The sequence below is a fragment of the Inquilinus limosus genome (genome assembly GCF_002195995.1).
Lineage (GTDB): Bacteria > Pseudomonadota > Alphaproteobacteria > DSM-16000 > Inquilinaceae > Inquilinus > Inquilinus limosus_C.
The window spans coordinates 1-18,534 of record NZ_NHON01000105.1; the positions used below are offsets into that span (position 1 = coordinate 1).

Genomic DNA, 18,534 nt, shown 5'->3' on the forward strand with positions numbered 1-18,534 from the left:
GGAGAATCGCGGATCGGCGCGGCAGGACAGCAGGGGCGGGGGACATCGAGGGGCGATGAAGCGGCAGGGCATGGATCACGGGCGGGTCGGGACGCTGGTCGAGGCGATCCGCGACGACAGGAGAATCGCGGATCGGCGCGGCAGGACAGCAGGGGCGGGGGACATCGAGGGGCGATGAAGCGGCAGGGCATGGATCACGGGCGGGTCGGGACGCTGGTCGAGGCGATCCGCGACGACATCCTCTACGGCGTCTACCGGGCGGGGGAGTGGCTGAAGCAGATCGACCTGCAGGAGCGCTACGAGGCCAACCGCTTCGAGGTGCGCGAGGCGCTGGTCGAGCTGAGGAACCGCCGGCTGGTCGAGCACAAGGTCAACAGCGGCTTCCGGGTGGCGGCGCCGGACCCCGAGGAGCTGCTGCATCTGAAGGCGGTGCGGACGATCCTGGAGACCGGCGCGGCGGACCCGGTGGTGGGGCTGGCGACGGCGGCCGATCTCGACGACCTCGAGCGGCTCGCGGCGCGATTCGAGCAGGCCATCGAGACTGCCGATCCGCCGACCCGGGCCGAGCTGAACTTCGCCTTCCACCGCCGGCTCTACGACATCGCCGCCAACCCGGTGCTGGCCGGGCTGATCCGCGACATGCGCGAGCGCGGCCAGTCCGGCACCACCGGCCGCTGGTTCACGCTTGCCGGGCTGCGGCTGAGCGCGCAGGAGCACCACGCCATGGTCGCCGCCATCCGCGCCCGCGACGCGGCGGCGCTGCGCCAGCTGATCGACCGGCACATCAACCGGCGGTAGCACTGACACTGCCTCTTTTTCTTTCAATTGAGTTGTTCTGCTTTCGCAATCTAGGATCGGCGTCCGCATCCATTGCGGTGCGGCGAATTTTTCGTGCTGTTGGGCAATATAGAATTTCATGAAGTGGAGGGGATGATGTCGATGCGAAATATGTCCGCCAGTGCCATGTCCTTGGCCGATGACATCGAGGGTGGAAGCGGTGCCGACACGCTGAACGGGACCGTCGGTGACGACGATATCTGGGGCTATGCGGGAAATGACATTCTGCGCGGTTACGGAGGCAACGATAACCTCTACGGCGGCAGCGGTGCCGATATCCTGGATGGCGGAGCCGGACTCAACTGGACAACCTACGTCACATCGCAGTCGGCCGTTTTTGTCGATCTTCGATCCGGAACTGGTTCGGGCGGAGATGCGCAGGGAGATAGACTGTTCAATATCCAGGATGTTGATGGCAGCGATTACAATGATACCATTCACGGATCGGATGAAAGAAATTGGTTATACGGTGGTTATGGTGACGACAAATTGTTCGGCGAAGGTGGGGATGACAATTTATCCGGCGGGATAGAGGGCAATGGTTCTGACGTACTCGACGGCGGCTTGGGTGCAGATACTGCTTCATTCCTATTTTTTGGATATCCACCCCGAGTTGGCGTTCAGGCTGATCTGTCGACCGGGATCGCCAGCTTCGGCGATGGCAAAGACGATACGATGATCAGCATCGAGAATTTGGTTGGGACCAACTTCGCTGACATTCTGAAAGGCAACGCTGCCGCCAATGTTCTCGATGGGGCAGACGGCCGAGATACCCTGAGCGGCGGGGCCGGAGCCGATACGCTCAACGGCGGAGAGGGAAGTGATTTTCTCAACGGTGGTGCCGGGGCGGATGTCTTGATTGGTGGCGGCGCCGCCGACACCATCGTCTATGATGGTCCGGCCGGGGTGACGGTCGATTTGACGACCTTGATCGCATCGGGCGGTGACGCCGCGGGCGACACCATCGGCAACGATATCGAGAATATCCGTGGCACTGCCGGCTTCGGCGACGTCTTGACCGGTTCGGCCACGGCCAATGTGCTGTCGGGCAGCGGCGGCAGCGACGTTCTCAACGGCATGGGTGGCAGCGACACCCTCGATGGTGGCGCCGGCAACGATCGGCTCCGCGGTGGGGCCGGCATCGACGCGCTCTACGGCGGTACTGGCATCGACACGGCCAACTATGACGGCGGCTCCGCCGGGGTCTCGGTCAGCATCAACACCGGCTTGTGCACTGGTGGGGACGCGCAGGGGGATACGCTCGACAGCGTCGAGAACCTATCTGGCAGCCAGTGGAGTGACCGCCTGGCCGGGAATGGTGGCGTCAACGCGCTGCAGGGCGGAGGCGGCGATGATTCCCTCATCGGGCTCGGCGGGGCGGATTCGCTAACCGGCGGTACTGGAGCCGACCACTTCGTCTACATGAATACGATCGACAGCGTGATCGGTGCCGGGGCCGATCGGATCACCGATTTCAGCCACGCGCAGCAGGATCGGATCGATCTGCGCATGATCGACGCCAACGTCGTGGTTCCCGGAGACCAGGCTTTCACCTTCATCGGCAGCGGACTCTATACCGGCGTTGCCGGCCAACTGCGCTATGCCGTGAACAACGGCGTCACTACCATCGCCGGCGACGTCAATGGGGACAAAGTCAGCGACTTCCACATCCAACTCACCGGAAGCATCATGCTGACATCCAGCGACTTCGTGCTCTGAGAGGAAGCCGCCTCGTCAGGTGAAAATGCCGCAGCCTGATCCCATCGTCCTGGTAAACAGAAAGGGCCCGACCGTCGCCGGCCGGGCCCTTGTCTTGGTGGAGCCAAGGAGGATCGAACTCCTGACCTCTACAATGCCATTGTAGCGCTCTCCCAGCTGAGCTATGGCCCCGAAACTCTGGGCGACGCACCGTCCGGGGTGTTTTCCGGGGGGCGTCGGCGGGGGCGGATATTATTCATCCTCCCCGCCTATGCAAGAGGTTTTTTGCGAGATTTTTTCAGGCCCCGCGATCAGCGGTTCCGCTCCTCGCCGTCATCCTCGATTTCGACGTCGACATCCTCCTCGCCGAGGTCGTCGGCGTCCTCGATCAGGACGTCCTGGTCCTCGCCGAGATCCTCCTCGGCGTCGAACTCGTCGGCCGAGCCCTTGTCCTTGCCGGAGGCCTCGTCGTCCTCGTCCTCGCCGGTCGCGGTGTCGTCGAGGTCGCCCTCGTCCAGCACCTCGACCTCCTCGGCCGATTCCTCGTCCTCGCCGGACTCCTCCTCGGTCTCGTCCTCGAGCAGCGCGTCGCTGTCCTCGTTCTTGGCCGCGCGCACCTTCTCGACCGGCTCATCGACGATGATGGAGCGCGACCGGCGCGACTTCAGGAAAGCCTCCGGGTCGTACTCGGTGCCGCATTTCGGGCAGATGATCGGGTCACGCTGCAGATCGTAGTAGCGGGCCCCGCAATTGTGGCAGATGCGCTTGGCGCCCCATTCAGGCTTCGCCACGCCGAGCCTCCTCGGATATGTCGGGATGGAAGGGCGCCATCTGCCACGCGGAACGCCGGCTGTCAAAAACAAAAAGCCCTTCCGGGCGTCGGTCTTCGTTCCACCGCCGTTCCCGCCATGCTATCAGCCCGCGGTTCGGCAGTTCTCGCCCCGGGGGCAACCGGGGGCCGCGATGGGGCCGAAGCTTGATGGGAAGGTCGCCTTGCAACTCGTGATCTCGCGCCCGGCGGCATCCGGCGCCCGGAATTCGGCGGCATGACCGTCATCGCCATCGACGGCACCGCCGCCTCCGGCAAGGGCACGCTGGCCCGCCGCCTGGCCGCGGCCTACGGCTTCGACCATCTCGACACCGGCTTGCTGTACCGTGCCGTCGGCGTCGCCGTGCTGCGCGCCGGCGGCAGCCCGGACGACCCGATCGCCGGCCTGGCCGCCGTGCTGGCGCTCGATCCGGCGGGCCTGGGCGACCCGGAGCTGCGCGGCGATGCCGCGGCCCAGGCCGCCAGCCGGGTGTCGGCGATCCCCGGCGTGCGCACCGCGCTGCTCGACTTCCAGCGCCGTTTTGCCGAGCGCCCGCCGGGGGCGGTGCTGGACGGCCGTGACATCGGCACCGTGATCTGCCCGGACGCCCCGGCCAAGATCTTCGTCACCGCCACGCTCGAAACCCGCACCGCCCGCCGGTGGAAGGAGTTGCGGGAGCGCGGCCACGAGGTTATATACGACGAGGTCCTCGACGACCTGAGACAGAGAGACGAGCGCGATCGTCGCCGCGCCGTGGCCCCCTTGGTCCCGGCGAGCGACGCTTTTCTGTTGGATACAAGCCAGCTGACCGCGGACCAGGTGTTCGATCAGGCTCTGGCGTATGTGTCCCGCCGGATCGGCCCCCCGCGCGACGCCGTCTGACCCTCGGGCCGCCGTCGATCACTTGATGGAGATTCGGGCATCGGGCCCGGCCCGGCCATCGCGCTCTCCCAGGCGGGACGACCCGCCGGCGCGGCGACCGGTCTGTCTCTAACGGGAGTTTTCATGGCTACTAGTTCCGCCGCCGTCAAATCGACCGAGAAGGAAAGCTTTGCCGCCCTTCTCGAGGAATCGCTCGGCCAGTCCGAGAGCTTCGAGGGTACCGTCGTCAAGGGTCGGGTGATCTCGATCGACAACGACATGGTGCTGATCGATGTGGGGCTGAAGTCCGAGGGGCGCGTGGCGCTCAAGGAATTCGCCGTCCCCGGCCAGCCGGCCTCGCTGGTCGAGGGCGACACCGTCGAGGTGTTCATCGAGCGCATGGAGGACAAGAACGGCGAGGCCGTCCTGTCCCGCGAGAAGGCCAAGCGTGAAGAGGCCTGGACCGCGCTCGAGAAGTCGTTCACCGACCAGCTGCGCGTCACCGGCATCATCTTCGGCAAGGTCAAGGGCGGCTTCACCGTCGACCTGAACGGCGCCGTCGCCTTCCTGCCGGGCAGCCAGGTCGACATCCGGCCGGTGCGCGACATCAGCCCGCTGATGGGCACGCCGCAGCCGTTCCAGATCCTCAAGATGGACCGCTCGCGCGGCAACATCGTGGTGTCGCGCCGCGCCGTGCTCGAGGAGAGCCGCGCCGAGGCCCGTTCCGAGCTGGTCGCCAACCTCAAGGAAGGCCAGATCCTCGAGGGCGTGGTCAAGAACATCACCGATTACGGCGCCTTCGTCGATCTGGGCGGCGTGGACGGCCTGCTGCACGTCACCGACATCGCGTGGCGCCGCATCAACCACCCGTCCGAGGCGCTGCAGATCGGCCAGGCCGTCAAGGTCCAGGTCGTCCGCTTCAACCCGGAGACCCAGCGCATCAGCCTCGGCATGAAGCAGCTCGAGGCCGATCCGTGGGAGGGTGTGGTCGCCAAGTACCCGGCGGGTGCCCGCTTCCGCGGCCGCGTGACCAACATCACCGACTATGGCGCTTTCGTCGAGCTGGAGCCGGGCATCGAAGGCCTGGTCCATGTCTCGGAGATGAGCTGGACCAAGAAGAACGTCCATCCGGGCAAGATCGTCTCCACCTCCCAGGAGGTCGAGGTGATGGTGCTCGACGTGGATCCGGTGAAGCGCCGCATCAGCCTCGGGCTGAAGCAGTGCCTGCCGAACCCGTGGGAAGTGTTCGCCGAGAAGTATCCGGCCGGCACCGAGCTCGAGGGCGAGGTCAAGAACATCACCGAATTCGGTCTGTTCGTCGGCCTGCCGGGCGAGATCGACGGCATGGTTCACCTCTCCGACATCGCCTGGGACCGTTCCGGCGAAGAGGCGATCCAGGAGTTCAAGAAGGGCGACCAGGTCAAGGTCAAGGTCCTCGACGTCGATGTCGAGAAGGAGCGCATCAGCCTCGGCATGAAGCAGCTCACCGAGGACACCTTCGAGAAGGCCACTGCCACCGGCGGCGGCATGCGGAAGGGTGAGGTCGTCACCGGCACGGTCACGGAAGTGAACGACGGCGGTGTCGAGGTCTCGGTCGGCGACGGCCTGATCGGCTTCATCCGCAAGTCCGACCTGTCGCGCGACCGGTCGGAGCAGCGTCCGGACCGCTTCTCGGTCGGCGACAAGGTCGACGCCAAGGTGATGCAGGTCGACCGTGCCGCCCGCAAGGTGTCGCTGTCGATCAAGGCCAAGGAGGTCGAGGAGGAGAAGCAGGCGATGGCCGAGTACGGTTCGTCCGACTCCGGCGCCTCGCTGGGCGACATCCTCGGCGCCGCGCTCCGCAAGGCGCGCGAGAACACCGCCGAAGAGAAGTAAGCAAAGGCCTCACGGCCTGTGCCGGGCCCGCCTCCGCAAGGAGGCGGGCCTTTTCTTTTGGGTGGTCTGCCTGCAGTCCCCAGAACCGTCATTGCGAGCGCAGCGAAGCAATCCAGGGGCCGGTGCGCACCGGCCCCTGGATTGCTTCGCTGCGCTCGCAATGACGGTGAGGGAAGGGCGTTCTGAGAAGGATCGGCAGATGGGAGAGGCCACGCAAGGGGCGCCCCTCGATCTCCATTGACAACCGGCCCCGACAGGCAGAGGGACGAGGGCGGGGAGAGAGACACGCCGGTTCCGTTGCAGAAAGGCCCTCTCATGAGCGCTGCCGCCCCCTCCCGATCGAAGGCGATGGCCGTTCTCCGCGTCTCCAGCGGCAACTTCCTGGAGATGTACGACTTCATGGTCTACGGCTACTACGCGTCGTATATCGGCAAGGTCTTCTTCCCGACCGGCAGCGAGTTCGCCACGCTGATGCTGTCGCTCGGCACCTTCGGGGCCGGGTTCCTGATGCGGCCGCTCGGCGCCCTGGTGCTCGGCGCCTATATCGACCGGCACGGCCGCCGCGCCGGCCTGCTGCTGACGCTGGGGCTGATGGCGGTCGGCACCCTCACCATCGGCCTGCTGCCGGGTTACGAGACGCTGGGCCTGCTGGCGCCGCTCCTGGTCCTGCTCGGCCGGCTGCTGCAGGGCTTCTCGGCCGGCGTCGAACTCGGCGGCGTCTCGGTCTACCTGACCGAGATCGCGACCCCGGGCCACAAGGGCTTCTACGCCTCCTGGCAGTCCGGCAGCCAGCAGGTGGCGGTGATCGTCGCCGCGCTGCTCGGCGTGCTGCTCAGCACGCTGCTGCCGCCGGGCCAGGTCGCGCTGTGGGGCTGGCGGGTGCCGCTGCTGGTCGGCTGCCTGATCGTGCCGCTGATCTTCCTGCTGCGCCGCTCGCTCGAGGAGACCGAGGCGTTCCAGGCCCGGGCGCATCGCCGCCCGACCGTGGCCCAGATCATGCGCTCGCTGGCCGACAACTGGGCCGTCGTCCTGCTCGGCATGCTGCTGGTGACGATGACCACGGTCAGCTTCTACCTGATCACCGCCTACACCCCGACCTTCGGCAAGCAGGCGCTGCACCTGGCCGACATCGACAGCCTGACGGTGACGCTGTGCGTCGGCATCACCAATCTGATCTGGCTGCCGCTGTCGGGCGCCCTGTCCGACCGCATCGGCCGCACGCCGATCCTGGTCGCCTGCACCGTGCTGATGCTGGTCACCGCCTACCCGGCGATGCTGTGGCTGGTCGACGCCGCGTCCTTCGGCCGGCTGCTGACGGTCGAGCTCTGGCTGTCCTTCCTCTACGGCAGCTACAACGGCGCGATGATCCCGTTCCTGACCGAGGTGATGCCGGAGGATGTGCGCACCAGCGGCTTCTCGCTGGCCTACAGCCTGGCCACCGCGACCTTCGGCGGCTTCACCCCGGCGATCTGCACCTGGCTGATCGAGGAGACTGGCAACCGGGCGATGCCGGGGCTGTGGGTATCCTTCGCCGCGCTGTGCGGCCTGACGGCGACGCTGCTGGTGGTCCGCGGCCGCTTCGGCGCGGCGGCCCGGGAGATGCGCCCGGCCGAATGATCTCCCGGCCCGGAAATCCCTTTGTCCAGAAGCACTTGTCCTTGATTTCGGCAAGCCGGGCTGGCACCATCCCGGCTTGCCGTCAACTCAAGCGAGGCGATGCGGCTATCCGTGTCGACAAAAAGGCGGCGGGCAGGGATTCGGGGAGACATGACCAAGTCCGAACTGATCATGCGGCTTGCCGAGCGCAATCCGCACCTCTACCAGCGTGACGTCGAGCGCATCGTCACCACCATCTTCGACCGCATCACCGCGGCGCTCGCGGACGGCCAGCGGGTCGAGCTGCGCGGCTTCGGCGCCTTTTCGGTGAAGCGCCGCGACGCCCGCACCGGCCGCAACCCGCGCACCGGCGTGGCGGTCGACGTGGCGGAGAAGCTGGTGCCGTTCTTCAAGACCGGCAAGCAGCTGCGCGAGCGTCTGAACACCGATGAATGACCGGCCCGCGGCGTCGGGCCCCGGCCACCACGAGGGATAGCCTGTGCGGTACATCGCCTGGATCGTCACCATCCCCTTCGCCCTGCTGCTGCTGTCCTTCGCGATCAGCAACCGCGAGGCGGTGACGCTCGGCCTCTGGCCGCTGCCGTTCCGGATCGACGCGCCCTTGTACCTGGTGGCGCTGCTGCCGCTGCTGCTCGGCGTGCTGATCGGCGGCCTGGTGCTGTGGTTCGGCCGCTTCGCCACCGGGCTGCGCATGCGCCGGCTGGAGACCCGGCTGGCCTCGACCCAGAAGGATCTGGAGGGGCTGAAGGCGCGGCAGCGCCCCGGCGTCCCGGCCAGCACCGCCAACCGCAACGGCGATCCGGCGCGCCCGGCCCTGCCCGCCGCCGGCCAACGCTGAAGACACTGCCATGCTAGCGATCGATGCTGCCGCCCTCGACCGGGCGATCGACACGCGCGCGCTGATCGAGGCGCTGCGCCACGCCTTCCGCCGCGAGGTGGAGGCGCCGCTGCGCCATCACCACACCATGCCGACCGCGGCTGGCGACGCCACGCTCTTGATCATGCCGGCCTGGGAGCGGGAGCAGGCGATCGGCATCAAGCTGGTGTCGCTGATGCCGGGCAACCCGGCGAAGGACCTGCCCTTCATCGTCGGCTCCTACCTGCTGCTCGACGGCGCCACCGGCGTGCCGCGGGCGATCATGGACGGGCCGACCCTGACCAACCGCCGCACCGCCGCGGCCTCGGCCCTGGCCGCCGACTACCTGGCCCGGCCGGAGGCGTCGCGCATGGTGATGGTCGGCGCCGGCGCGCTGGCGCCGCATTTCATCCGCGCCCATGCCGCGGTGCGGCCGCTCAAGGACATCGCGATCTGGGCCCGCCGGCCGGAGCAGGCGGCGGAGCTGGCGCAGGCCCTGGCGGCAGAAGGCCTGCCGGTCCGCGCCGCGGCGGATCTCGAAGCCGTGGTGCGCGGGGCCGACATCGTCTCCTGCGCCACCCAGTCGCGGGCGCCGATCGTGCACGGCGCCTGGCTGAAGCCGGGCGCCCATCTCGACCTCGCCGGCGCCTATCTGCCGGCGATGCGCGAAAGCGACGACGAGGCGGTGCGCCGGGCGCGGATCTTCGTCGACACCCGCGCCGGCGCGCTGGCCGAGGCCGGCGACCTGCTGCAGCCGCTCCGCGCCGGGGTGATCGGCGAGGATGCGATCCTGGCCGACCTGCACGACCTGACCCGCGGCACCGCGCCGGGCCGCGGCTCGGCGGATGAGATCACCCTGTTCAAATCGGTCGGCACCGCGCTGGAGGACCTCGCTGCCGCCCGCCTGGCGGTCGCGGCGCTGGAGGGGCAGGGGGCTTAACGGCCGGTCAGTCGTCGCTGTGTGATGTCGCAGGTGGCATCGCGACATTGCGGAAATCGGTGATGTCACATATGATATCACTATGCTCCGGTTGGTGATCGACACCGATGTCATGGTTGCGGCGTTCGAGAGCCCATCGGGCGCATCCCGACAACTGCTGCTCGACATCCTGGATGGCGAGGCGAGCCTGCTGCTGTCGGTGAGCCTCATGCTGGAGTATGAGGCCGTGCTGACGCGAGACGCGATGCTGGCCAGAAGCGGGCTGTCGACTGCCGAGGTGCTGGAGGCCCTGGACGATCTCGCCGGTCGCTGTGTTCCAGTCGCCTTCGACTATCGTTGGCGGCCCGTAGCCCAGGATGCGGATGACGATCTGGTGGTCGAAACCGCCATCAACGGCGGCGCTGATGTGATCGTCACATTCAACATCGCCGATATGTCGCAAGGCGCGGGCCAATTCGGCATCGCCGTCGAACGGCCCGGGACGGTTCTCAAGAGGATCAGGACATGAGTGTCTTTCCCCTGCGGTTGCCGGACGATCTGAAGGACAAGGCGGCGGCCCAAGCGGCCGAGGCCGGCGTCAGCCTGAACCAGTTCATCGCCGTGGCCGTCGCCTCCCGCGTCGGCGCCCAGGCCGAGGCCGAGCGCTATTTCGCGGCGCGGGCCGGCCGGGTCGCGCCGGGCCGGGCCAAGGTCATTCTGGAAAAGGCCGGTGCCGACAACCCACCACGGGCCGACGACCAGATCGAATCCTGATCGGGAAAGACAGCATGACCAGCATCGTCGTCGGCGCCGGGGTGATGGGGCTCGCCACCGCCTGGCACCTGGCCCGGGCCGGGGAGGCCGTCACGCTGCTGGAGCGCGGGCCGATCCCGAATCCCTCGGCCGCGTCCTGGGACAATCACCGGCTGATCCGCGCCCTCTATCCCGGCTCGCCCGGCTACACCCGCATGGCGATGGACGCCTATGCCGCCTGGGACGAGGTCTGGGCCGCCGCCAGGGTGCGCCATTACGAGAATTGCGGCTCGATCGCCTTCAGCCGGGCCGAGGGCGACTGGGCCGATGGCTGCCGCGCCCCGCTCGACGCGCTCGGCGCCGAGTATGAGCTGCTGCAGCCGGAGGAGCTGGCGCGCCGCTTCCCGTTCCTGATCCCGGACGGCATCCGCTGGGGCCTGTTCACGCCCGAAGGCGGCGTGCTGTTCGCCGACCGGATCCTGGCGACCCTGGCCGAACTCTGCCGTGCCGCCGGCGTGACGCTGCGGCCGGACTCACCGGTCCGCGCGGTCGATCCGGAGGCCGGCGCCGTCACCCTGGCGTCCGGTGAGACATTGCGGGCCGACTCGGTGGTGGTCACGGTCGGCGCCTGGGCCGCCGGGCTGGTCCCGGAACTGGCCGCGCGGCTCACGCCCTACCGCCAGCTGGTGGTCTATCTCGACCCGCCGGCCGAGCACGCCGCCGCCTGGGCCGCGGCGCCGGGCATCGTCGATTGCGGCTTCCCCGACGACCATTGGGCGATTCCGCCGGTCGGCGGCACCCGGCTGAAGATCGGCCTCGGGGCCTGGAAGCGCGAGGCGGACCCCGAGGCCGATCCTGCCCCGGCGGTGGGGGAGGCGGAAGCCTTCCGCGAGCGCTACCGGCCGGTGCTGCGCGACCTCGACCGCTACCGCATTCTCGAAGCCCGCGCCTGCCGCTATATCTTCACCGCGGACCGCAGCTTCATCCTGGAGCGGCGGGGCCGGGCCTGGCTGGTCAGCCCGTGCTCGGGCCACGGCTTCAAGTTCGGGGCGCTGATCGGCCGGGCGGTGGCCGATGGCGTGCTCGGCCGGCGCGATGCCGCGGAGCTGACATCCTGGGCGGCCGGCCACCTGCCGGCGGGCCACTTGGCGGCTGAAGGAGATCGAGGATGACCACGAATCCGGTTTTCTGCGCCATCGACGCACCGACCCGGGACGAGGCGAAGCGGCTGATCGACGTGGTCGCCGGCGCGGTCGGCGGCATCAAGCTCGGCCTCGAATTCTTCATGGCGGAAGGGCCGGCGGGGATCCGCGAGGTCCGCCCGACCGGCGTGCCGCTGTTCCTCGACATCAAGCTGCACGACATCCCCAACACCGTGGCCGGCGCCATCCGCTCGGTGGTGCCGCTGTCCCCGGCCTACATCACCCTGCACGCCTCCGGCGGCCGGGCGATGATGCAGGCGGCGGCCGAGGCCGCGGCGAGCGAGGCGGACAAGCTGGGCGTGCCGCGGCCGAAGCTGCTCGGCGTCACCGTGCTGACCAGCCTCGACGTCGCCGATCTCGAGGCGGTGGGGCAGGGGATGGAGGTCGCCGGCCAGGTGGAACGCCTGGCCCGGCTGGCCGAAGCGAGCGGCCTTGACGGCGTCGTCTGCTCGCCGCGGGAGATCGCGCGGCTGCGCCGTGTGCTGAAGCCGGCGACGGTGCTGATGGTGCCCGGCATCCGCCCGGCCGGGGCCGATGCCGGCGACCAGAAGCGGGTGATGACGCCGCAGGAGGCGATGGAAGCCGGGGCCACCCATCTCGTCATCGGCCGCCCGATCACCGGCGCCGCCGACCCGGCCGCGGCGGCGCGCGCCATCGCCGCGGATCTCGGCCTGGCGCTTGATGCCGGGGCCGCGGCCCCCACATCTCCTGTGCCATGAGCATCGATGCAAAAATTTGCGGCATCCGCGCCCCGGAGGTGCTGGAGGCCGCGGCGAAGCACGGGGCCCGCTGGGTCGGCTTCAACTTCTACCCGCCCAGCCCACGCTCGGTGGCGCCGGATCTGGGCGCCGAGCTGGCGCGCATGGTGCCGACCGGGCTGCGCAGCGTCGGCCTGTTCGTCGACCCGACCGAGGACGAGCTCGGCGCCGTGCTGGGCCGGGTGCCGCTCGACATGATCCAGCTGCACGGGGCGGAGACGCCGGCCCGGGTGGCGGAGATCCGCGGCCGCTGGTCGATGCCGGTGATGAAGGCGATCAAGATCGCCACGGTCGAGGACCTCGACGGAGTGGCCGCCTATGAGGCGGTGGCCGACCGGCTGCTGTTCGACGCCAAGCCGCCGAAGGGCGTGGCCGCGCTGCCCGGCGGCAACGGCCTGGCCTTCGACTGGTCGATCCTGTCCGGCCGGACATGGAGCAAGCCCTGGATGCTGGCCGGCGGCCTGACCGAGGCCAATGTCGCCGAGGCCGTCGCCCGCACCGGCGCCACCACCGTCGACGTCGCCTCCAGCATCGAGGAGCGCCCCGGCCACAAGACGCCGGAGCGGGTGGAACACTTCCTCGCCGCCGTGCGGGCCGTGGGGCGGTAGCACCGGCGTCCCTCCCAACACCGTCATTGCGAGCGTAGCGAAGCAATCCAGGGGCCAATGCGAACCGGCCCCTGGATTGCTTCGTCGCTGCGCTCCTCGCAATGACGGCTTGGGATGGGCGCCTCCCGCCCTGCGCTCCCTGCGGGTCTGGAATGCGTGCGCCTCGGGCATTCGCGACAAATGTTTGGCGCGCGGCGCGGTCGCCGGTAAGGTCACCCGCCTCAGCCCCATTCTTGCCACGATTGTGCCGGGAGCCTCCCCGCTTGACCGAGACCGCACCTTTCCAGCCCCGTCCGAACAGCTTCCGCACGGGCCCGGACGAGAACGGCCGCTTCGGCCTCTATGGCGGCCGCTTCGTCGCCGAGACGCTGATGCCGCTGATCCTCGAGGTCGAGAAGGCCTATGCCGCCGCCCGCAAGGACGCCGAATTCGCCAATGAGCTGCGCTATTACCTGACGCATTACGTGGGCCGGCCCAGCCCGCTCTATTTCGCCGAACGGATCACCGAGCATCTCGGCGGCGCGCGCGTCTACTTCAAGCGCGAGGAGCTGAACCACACCGGCGCGCACAAGATCAACAACTGCATGGGCCAGGTCTTGCTGGCCCGGCGCATGGGCAAGACCCGGATCATCGCCGAGACCGGCGCCGGCCAGCACGGCGTGGCCACCGCCACGGTCTGCGCCCTGTTCGGCCTGCCCTGCACCATCTACATGGGCGAGGTCGACATCGAGCGGCAGAAGCCGAACGTGTTCCGGATGAAGCTCTTGGGCGCCGAGGTCGTGCCCGTCGTTTCCGGCAGCCGCACGCTGAAGGACGCGATGAACGAGGCCCTGCGCGACTGGGTCACCAATGTCGAGGACACCTTCTACATCATCGGCACGGTGGCCGGCCCGCACCCGTACCCGGCCATGGTGCGCGACTTCCAGTCGGTGATCGGCAACGAGACGCGCGAGCAGATCATGCAGGCCGAGGGCCGCATGCCGGACACGCTGGTGGCGGCGGTCGGCGGCGGGTCGAACGCCATCGGCCTGTTCCACCCCTTCCTCGACATGCCTGAGATCGCGATCCACGGCGTCGAGGCCGCGGGCCACGGCGTCGAGACCGGCAAGCACGCGGCGTCGCTGACCGGCGGCCGCCCGGGCGTGCTGCACGGCAACCGCACCTATCTCCTGCAGACCGAGGACGGCCAGATCGAGGAGGCGCATTCGATCTCCGCCGGCCTCGACTATCCCGGCATCGGGCCGGAGCATGCCTGGCTGAACGACATCGGCCGGGTGAAATACGCCGCCGTGACCGACCAGGAGGCGCTGGAGGCGTTCCAGCTCTGCGCCCGCCTCGAAGGCATCATCCCGGCGCTCGAATCGGCGCATGCCCTGGCGCATGTGATGAAGATCGCGCCCGGCCTGCCCCAGGACAACCTGCTCGTCATGTGCCTCAGCGGCCGCGGCGACAAGGACATCTTCACCGTCGCCGACGCGCTCGGAGTGCAGATCTGATGACCCGCATCACCGCGCGCTTCGCCGAGCTGAAGGCGAAAGATCGGGCCGCCCTGGTCACCTTCGTCACCGCCGGCGACCCGGACATCGAGAGCAGCTTCAGGATCCTCGAGGGCCTGCCCAAGGCGGGCGCCGACCTGATCGAGATCGGCATGCCCTTCACCGACCCGATGGCCGACGGCCCGGCGATCCAGGCGGCCGGGCTGCGGGCGCTGGCTGCCGGCATGACGCTGGCGAAGACGCTGGACCTGGTCCGCCGCTTCCGGGCGGGCGACAGCGCGACCCCGGTCGTGCTGATGGGCTACTACAACCCGATCTATTCCTACGGGGTCGAGCGCTTCCTGGCCGACGCCAAGGCGGCCGGGGTGGACGGGCTGATCGTGGTCGACCTGCCGCCGGAGGAGGATGCCGAGCTGTGCCTGCCGGCGCTGGCGGCGGGTATCGACTTCATCCGCCTGGCGACGCCGACCACCGACGACGCCCGGCTGCCGGCGGTGCTGCAGAACACCTCGGGCTTCATCTACTACGTCTCGGTCACCGGCATCACCGGCGCGGCCGCGGCGAATGCGGCGGCGGTGCAGCCGGCGATCGACCGGCTGCGGCGCCACACCGACCTGCCGGTGGCCGTGGGCTTCGGCATCAAGACGCCGGAGGCCGCCGCCGCGATCGCCCGCATCGCCGATGCCGCGGTGGTCGGCTCGGCCATCGTCGAGGAGATCCGGCACTCGCTGCACGCCGACGGCCGCCCGACCGCGGCGACGGTCGAATCGCCGCTGGCCCTGGTCCGCCGCCTGGCCGAGGGCGTGCGCGGGGCGCGCTGAGGCGCCCCATCGTTGCGCCACAATGGCAGCGTCTCCTGGCGATGATCTGACTTCGCCGGGGGCTGCCATGGTGATGAGGGGCTGTGTCGGTGCCGTCGTCCTGATCGTCGCCCTCGCGGCCTGCGCGGCGACACCCGTCGCCCAGGGGCCGGGGGCCGAGCCTGCGGAAGCCCCGTCGGGACCTGCCGTGTCCTGGCAGGGTCACCCGTTGCGGGAGGTCACGTCGCTCGCGGCGTTGCCGGCCCCGGTTCGCCGGGCGCTGGGGGCGGACAACCGGGGGCTGGACGGCATGGCCGAGAGGGGTGGGCGGTTCAATGTCGGCGACGCCGTGGTCGAGCCGCTGCCGATGCGGCGCTTCATCACCGCCGGCCATGACGGCGACACCTGGCTCGTCGCCTTCGAGCAGGGCGGGATCGTCCACTCCGTCACGGCGGTCGAGATCTCCGGCGGCGTCATGCGTCGGGGCTGGTCGCTGGACTGCTGCATGACCACGCTGGCGGAGGTGGTGCGGCAGGTTTCGGCGGCGGCGCCTCGACGGTCCTTCATTCCCACGGCGCCGTGAACGGCAAGCGCGGGTCTAGGGCTCGAACAGCGTGCGCAGCGTCGTCAGGGTCTGGGCGAGGGTGGGGGCCGACACGGTGCCGAGCCGCTTCACCAGACGCTGCTTGTCCAGTGTCCTGATCTGATCGAGGAGCACCAAACCTGTCTTGCCCTGGAAGCTGACCGCCACGCGGAACCCGGCCGGCCGGCTTCCTGTCGTCATCGGCGCCGCGATCACCGTCCGCAGATGGTCGTGCAGCTCCGGCGGCGAGATGATCAGGCAGGGCCGCGTCTTCTGGATCTCGCTGCCGATGGTGGGGTCGAGCGCGACCAGCCACACCTCGCCGCGCTTCACCATTCCAGCTTGTCGTCGTCGGCGTTGCCGAATTCGGGCCAGGCCAGCGAATCGTCGCCGGCCTCGGCGATCCGCCTGGCGTCCTCCGCCCAGCCGGCACGCGGGGTCTCACGGCTCGGCACGATGATCAGGCGGCCCTCCTCGACGCGCAGCTCCACGTCGTCGCCGGCCTTGGCCCCGATCTCCGTCAGCAGGGGCTTGGGTATGATCACCCCGGAGGAGTTTCCCATTTTCCGCAGCGTGCTGCGCATCGGTCGTCTTCCCTGGCTGCCCTGGCGCCACGATAGCGCCGGATGGATTTTGTTACAACGCTGTTATAACGTGAATGCCTACGTCGACGGTGCCTGCATCGCGCCGTCATCTTGACGCGCCCGGCCGAAAGGCGGACAACCGCGCCATGAACTGGCTGACCAACTACATCCGCCCGAAGATCCGGGCCCTCGTCTCGTCCCGGCCGGAGACGCCGGACAATCTGTGGACGAAGTGCCCGAACTGCGAGGCGATGCTGTTCCATCGCGACCTGGAGGCCAACCTCCATGTCTGCCAGCATTGCGGCCACCACATGCGCCTGTCGCCGACCAAGCGGCTGGCCATGCTGTTCGACGACGGCAAGTACGAGACCATCGAACTGCCGAAGCCGGCCGTCGACCCGCTCAAGTTCCGCGACACCGAGCGTTACACCGACCGCCTGAAGAAGGCGCAGACCAAGACCGGCGCCAGCGACGCCATCGTCGTCGCCCACGGCAAGATGGGCGGCAGCGACACCGTGGTCGCCGCCTTCGACTTCGGCTTCATGGGCGGGTCGATGGGCATGGCGGTGGGCGAGGGCCTGGTCGCCGCCGCCAAGCTGGCGGTGATGCAGCACGCGCCGCTGGTGGTGGTGCCGGCCTCGGGCGGCGCCCGCATGCAGGAAGGCATCCTGTCGCTGATGCAGATGCCGCGCTCGATCATCGCGGTCGAGCAGGTCAAGGATGCCGGCCTGCCCTATATCGTGGTGCTGACCGACCCGACCACGGGCGGCGTCACCGCCTCCTTCGCCATGCTCGGCGACATCCACATCGCCGAGCGCGGCTCGCAGATCGGCTTCGCCGGCGCCCGGGTGATCGAGGAGACGATCCGCGAGACCCTGCCGGAGGGCTTCCAGCGCGCCGAATACCTGCTCGACCACGGCATGGTCGATGTGGTGGTGGTGCGCAAGGACCTGCGCGAGACCCTGATCCGCACCCTCGGCCACCTGATGGGCGGCGCCCATCCGGCCCCGGTCGAGATCGTGGTGGACCCCGCCGACCTCGCCGCCGCGGCCTCGATCGAGGGCGAGCCCGCCTATCGTGCCTGACGCGCAGGCGGATGCAGCCCAGGCGGCCGCAGTCGAGGCCGCGCTCGACCGGCTGACCCATCTGCATCCGAAGCGGATCGACCTGTCGCTGGGCCGCACCGAAAGGTTGCTGGCGGCGCTCGGCGACCCGCAGCTGCGCCTGCCGCCGGTGGTCCATGTCGGCGGCACCAACGGCAAGGGGTCGACCACCGCCTTCCTGCGCGCCTTCCTGGAGCAGGCGGGCTATCGCGTCCATGTCTACACCTCGCCCCATCTGGTGCGGTTCCACGAGCGCATCCGCCTGGCCGGGTCGCTGATCGGCAGCGCCGCGCTGGTCGACCTGCTGCAGCGGGTCGAGGCCGCCAATGCCGGCCAGCCGGTGACCTTTTTCGAGGCCACCACCGCCGCCGCCTTCCTGGCCTTCGCCGAGGTGCCGGCGGATGTGGTGCTGCTCGAGGTCGGCCTCGGCGGCCGCTACGACAGCACCAATGTGGTGCCGCGCCCGGCCGCCACCGCGGTCACCCGCCTGTCGATGGACCACATGCAGTTCCTGGGCGACACGATCGAGGCGATCGCGGCGGAGAAGGCGGCCATCGCCAAGCCCGGCGTGCCCATGGTGGTGGCGCCGCAGCAGAGCGCCGCGGCCGTGGCGGTGCTGACCCGCACCATCGAATCGGCCGGGGCGCCGCTGCACCTCGCCGGCCGCGACTGGTCGGTGGAACCGGCCTCCGACGGCTTCGTCCTGCGCACGGCCGAGGGCGAGCGGCACTATCCGCGCCCCGGCCTGCCCGGCGACCACCAGTTCGCCAACGCCGCCACGGCGATCCGCCTGCGCGACCTGCTGGCCGGCTTCGATATTCCCGAGGACGCGGTGCGACGCGGCCTGGCCGCGGTCGAATGGCCGGCGCGGCTGCAGCGTCTGACCCGCGGACCGCTGGCCGGCCTGCTGCCGCCGGGCTGGGAGCTGTGGCTCGACGGTGGCCACAACGACAGCGCCGGCGAGGTGCTGGGGCAGTGGCTCGGCGGGCTCGCTCCGCGGCCGCTGCACCTGGTCTGCGGCATGCTGGAGAGCAAGCAGCCGCAGGAGTTCCTGCGGCCCCTGGCGCCCTTCGCCCGGTCGATCCGCACCGTGCGGATCCCGGGGGAGGAGGCGAGCCTGCCGGCCGAGGCGGTGGCCGGCCATGCCCGCGCCGTCGGCCTGGCCGATGCCGCCG

At 69.3% G+C, this 18,534-nt stretch carries 21 protein-coding genes and 1 tRNA gene; 18 read left to right on the plus strand and 4 right to left on the minus strand.

Annotation, left to right across the window (positions count from 1 at the left end):
- Nucleotides 1-174: 174 nt before the first annotated feature.
- Together BWR60_RS31220 and BWR60_RS31225 are read left to right on the plus strand one after the other, a co-directional pair.
- Nucleotides 175-798 (plus strand): GntR family transcriptional regulator, encoded by a 624-nt coding sequence (locus BWR60_RS31220; RefSeq protein ID WP_088156405.1) that lies wholly within the window; start codon nucleotides 175-177, stop codon nucleotides 796-798.
- A gap of 150 nt (nucleotides 799-948) precedes the next feature.
- Nucleotides 949-2,556: a calcium-binding protein gene (locus BWR60_RS31225; RefSeq protein ID WP_179222026.1), complete on the plus strand. Its 1,608-nt coding sequence runs from the start codon at nucleotides 949-951 to the stop codon at nucleotides 2,554-2,556.
- Between the two features lie 95 nt (nucleotides 2,557-2,651).
- On the opposite strand, the gene BWR60_RS31230 is transcribed toward BWR60_RS31225, so the two are convergent.
- A tRNA-Ala gene (locus BWR60_RS31230) sits at nucleotides 2,652-2,727 on the minus strand.
- 119 nt (nucleotides 2,728-2,846) lie between these two features.
- Entirely contained in the window at nucleotides 2,847-3,326 is a 480-nt protein-coding gene (locus BWR60_RS31235; protein ID WP_088156409.1) for a TIGR02300 family protein, read from the minus strand.
- 255 nt (nucleotides 3,327-3,581) lie between these two features.
- Here BWR60_RS31235 and BWR60_RS31240 point away from each other — a divergent pair, with 255 nt between their 5' ends.
- The 14 genes from BWR60_RS31240 to BWR60_RS31305 all read left to right on the plus strand — a co-directional run bounded on the left by BWR60_RS31240 (nucleotide 3,582) and on the right by BWR60_RS31305 (nucleotide 15,672).
- The gene (locus tag BWR60_RS31240) at nucleotides 3,582-4,226 is read left to right on the plus strand and encodes a (d)CMP kinase (RefSeq protein ID WP_088156411.1); all 645 of its coding nucleotides are present in this window, start codon (nucleotides 3,582-3,584) and stop codon (nucleotides 4,224-4,226) included.
- Between the two features lie 123 nt (nucleotides 4,227-4,349).
- The gene (gene rpsA, locus BWR60_RS31245; RefSeq protein ID WP_088156413.1) at nucleotides 4,350-6,080 is read left to right on the plus strand and encodes a 30S ribosomal protein S1; all 1,731 of its coding nucleotides are present in this window, start codon (nucleotides 4,350-4,352) and stop codon (nucleotides 6,078-6,080) included.
- Between the two features lie 348 nt (nucleotides 6,081-6,428).
- A complete protein-coding gene (locus BWR60_RS31250) occupies nucleotides 6,429-7,697 on the plus strand; it encodes an MFS transporter (RefSeq protein ID WP_275542412.1) in 1,269 nt (422 codons plus the stop codon).
- A 150-nt stretch (nucleotides 7,698-7,847) separates the two neighbouring features.
- On the plus strand, nucleotides 7,848-8,132 hold the full coding sequence (locus BWR60_RS31255) for an integration host factor subunit beta (protein ID WP_034846430.1): 285 nt from the start codon (nucleotides 7,848-7,850) through the stop codon (nucleotides 8,130-8,132).
- A gap of 43 nt (nucleotides 8,133-8,175) precedes the next feature.
- Nucleotides 8,176-8,535, plus strand: coding sequence for a lipopolysaccharide assembly protein LapA domain-containing protein (locus tag BWR60_RS31260; RefSeq protein ID WP_088156417.1), 360 nt, complete (start codon nucleotides 8,176-8,178; stop codon nucleotides 8,533-8,535).
- A gap of 10 nt (nucleotides 8,536-8,545) precedes the next feature.
- Entirely contained in the window at nucleotides 8,546-9,493 is a 948-nt protein-coding gene (locus BWR60_RS31265; protein ID WP_088156419.1) for an ornithine cyclodeaminase family protein, read from the plus strand.
- A 94-nt stretch (nucleotides 9,494-9,587) separates the two neighbouring features.
- On the plus strand, nucleotides 9,588-10,001 hold the full coding sequence (locus BWR60_RS31270) for a putative toxin-antitoxin system toxin component, PIN family (RefSeq protein WP_230983236.1): 414 nt from the start codon (nucleotides 9,588-9,590) through the stop codon (nucleotides 9,999-10,001).
- Nucleotides 9,998-10,246, plus strand: coding sequence for a toxin-antitoxin system HicB family antitoxin (locus BWR60_RS31275; protein WP_088156423.1), 249 nt, complete (start codon nucleotides 9,998-10,000; stop codon nucleotides 10,244-10,246). Before BWR60_RS31270 ends, BWR60_RS31275 begins: the two co-directional genes overlap by 4 nt.
- 14 nt (nucleotides 10,247-10,260) lie before the next feature.
- Nucleotides 10,261-11,397, plus strand: a complete 1,137-nt coding sequence (locus tag BWR60_RS31280; RefSeq protein ID WP_088156425.1) for an NAD(P)/FAD-dependent oxidoreductase — start codon at nucleotides 10,261-10,263, stop codon at nucleotides 11,395-11,397.
- Nucleotides 11,394-12,146, plus strand: a complete 753-nt coding sequence (pyrF, locus tag BWR60_RS31285) for an orotidine-5'-phosphate decarboxylase (RefSeq protein WP_088156427.1) — start codon at nucleotides 11,394-11,396, stop codon at nucleotides 12,144-12,146. The genes BWR60_RS31280 and pyrF overlap by 4 nt, the downstream gene beginning before the upstream one ends.
- Entirely contained in the window at nucleotides 12,143-12,793 is a 651-nt protein-coding gene (locus tag BWR60_RS31290) for a phosphoribosylanthranilate isomerase (RefSeq protein ID WP_088156429.1), read from the plus strand. The genes pyrF and BWR60_RS31290 overlap by 4 nt, the downstream gene beginning before the upstream one ends.
- Nucleotides 12,794-13,056: 263 nt before the next feature.
- Nucleotides 13,057-14,289, plus strand: coding sequence for a tryptophan synthase subunit beta (trpB, locus tag BWR60_RS31295; protein WP_230983237.1), 1,233 nt, complete (start codon nucleotides 13,057-13,059; stop codon nucleotides 14,287-14,289).
- Complete coding sequence (gene trpA, locus BWR60_RS31300; RefSeq protein WP_218823762.1) at nucleotides 14,289-15,110, plus strand: tryptophan synthase subunit alpha; 822 nt, start codon at nucleotides 14,289-14,291, stop codon at nucleotides 15,108-15,110. Before trpB ends, trpA begins: the two co-directional genes overlap by 1 nt.
- A 67-nt stretch (nucleotides 15,111-15,177) precedes the next feature.
- A complete protein-coding gene (locus tag BWR60_RS31305) occupies nucleotides 15,178-15,672 on the plus strand; it encodes a hypothetical protein (protein ID WP_088156433.1) in 495 nt (164 codons plus the stop codon).
- Between the two features lie 15 nt (nucleotides 15,673-15,687).
- Here BWR60_RS31305 and BWR60_RS31310 read toward each other — a convergent pair whose 3' ends face one another.
- Nucleotides 15,688-16,008 carry a type II toxin-antitoxin system PemK/MazF family toxin gene (locus BWR60_RS31310; protein WP_088156435.1) on the minus strand — a complete coding sequence of 107 codons (321 nt, stop codon included), beginning with the start codon at nucleotides 16,006-16,008 and terminating at the stop codon, nucleotides 15,688-15,690.
- Nucleotides 16,002-16,256, minus strand: coding sequence for an AbrB/MazE/SpoVT family DNA-binding domain-containing protein (locus tag BWR60_RS31315; RefSeq protein ID WP_088156437.1), 255 nt, complete (start codon nucleotides 16,254-16,256; stop codon nucleotides 16,002-16,004). Before BWR60_RS31315 ends, BWR60_RS31310 begins: the two co-directional genes overlap by 7 nt.
- A gap of 146 nt (nucleotides 16,257-16,402) precedes the next feature.
- On the opposite strand from BWR60_RS31315, the gene accD reads away from it, so the two are divergent.
- Together accD and BWR60_RS31325 are read left to right on the plus strand one after the other, a co-directional pair.
- On the plus strand, nucleotides 16,403-17,341 hold the full coding sequence (gene accD / locus BWR60_RS31320; protein ID WP_088156439.1) for an acetyl-CoA carboxylase, carboxyltransferase subunit beta: 939 nt from the start codon (nucleotides 16,403-16,405) through the stop codon (nucleotides 17,339-17,341).
- Nucleotides 17,334-18,534 (plus strand): bifunctional folylpolyglutamate synthase/dihydrofolate synthase (locus BWR60_RS31325; RefSeq protein ID WP_230983238.1); only part of this gene is annotated, 1,201 nt, incomplete at its 3' end. The genes accD and BWR60_RS31325, both read left to right, overlap by 8 nt.

Coding starts and splice junctions, on each gene's coding strand:
- BWR60_RS31255 (WP_034846430.1), top strand. CDS start 7,848: ATGACCAAGTCCGAACTGATCATGCGGCTTGCCGAGCGCAATCCGCAC.
- BWR60_RS31290 (WP_088156429.1), top strand. CDS start 12,143: ATGAGCATCGATGCAAAAATTTGCGGCATCCGCGCCCCGGAGGTGCTG.
- BWR60_RS31265 (WP_088156419.1), top strand. CDS start 8,546: ATGCTAGCGATCGATGCTGCCGCCCTCGACCGGGCGATCGACACGCGC.
- rpsA (WP_088156413.1), top strand. CDS start 4,350: ATGGCTACTAGTTCCGCCGCCGTCAAATCGACCGAGAAGGAAAGCTTT.
- BWR60_RS31305 (WP_088156433.1), top strand. CDS start 15,178: ATGGTGATGAGGGGCTGTGTCGGTGCCGTCGTCCTGATCGTCGCCCTC.
- BWR60_RS31225 (WP_179222026.1), top strand. CDS start 949: ATGTCCGCCAGTGCCATGTCCTTGGCCGATGACATCGAGGGTGGAAGC.
- BWR60_RS31275 (WP_088156423.1), top strand. CDS start 9,998: ATGAGTGTCTTTCCCCTGCGGTTGCCGGACGATCTGAAGGACAAGGCG.
- BWR60_RS31250 (WP_275542412.1), top strand. CDS start 6,429: ATGGCCGTTCTCCGCGTCTCCAGCGGCAACTTCCTGGAGATGTACGAC.
- trpA (WP_218823762.1), top strand. CDS start 14,289: ATGACCCGCATCACCGCGCGCTTCGCCGAGCTGAAGGCGAAAGATCGG.
- BWR60_RS31280 (WP_088156425.1), top strand. CDS start 10,261: ATGACCAGCATCGTCGTCGGCGCCGGGGTGATGGGGCTCGCCACCGCC.
- BWR60_RS31220 (WP_088156405.1), top strand. CDS start 175: ATGAAGCGGCAGGGCATGGATCACGGGCGGGTCGGGACGCTGGTCGAG.
- BWR60_RS31240 (WP_088156411.1), top strand. CDS start 3,582: ATGACCGTCATCGCCATCGACGGCACCGCCGCCTCCGGCAAGGGCACG.
- BWR60_RS31315 (WP_088156437.1), bottom strand. CDS start 16,256: ATGCGCAGCACGCTGCGGAAAATGGGAAACTCCTCCGGGGTGATCATA.
- BWR60_RS31310 (WP_088156435.1), bottom strand. CDS start 16,008: ATGGTGAAGCGCGGCGAGGTGTGGCTGGTCGCGCTCGACCCCACCATC.
- accD (WP_088156439.1), top strand. CDS start 16,403: ATGAACTGGCTGACCAACTACATCCGCCCGAAGATCCGGGCCCTCGTC.
- pyrF (WP_088156427.1), top strand. CDS start 11,394: ATGACCACGAATCCGGTTTTCTGCGCCATCGACGCACCGACCCGGGAC.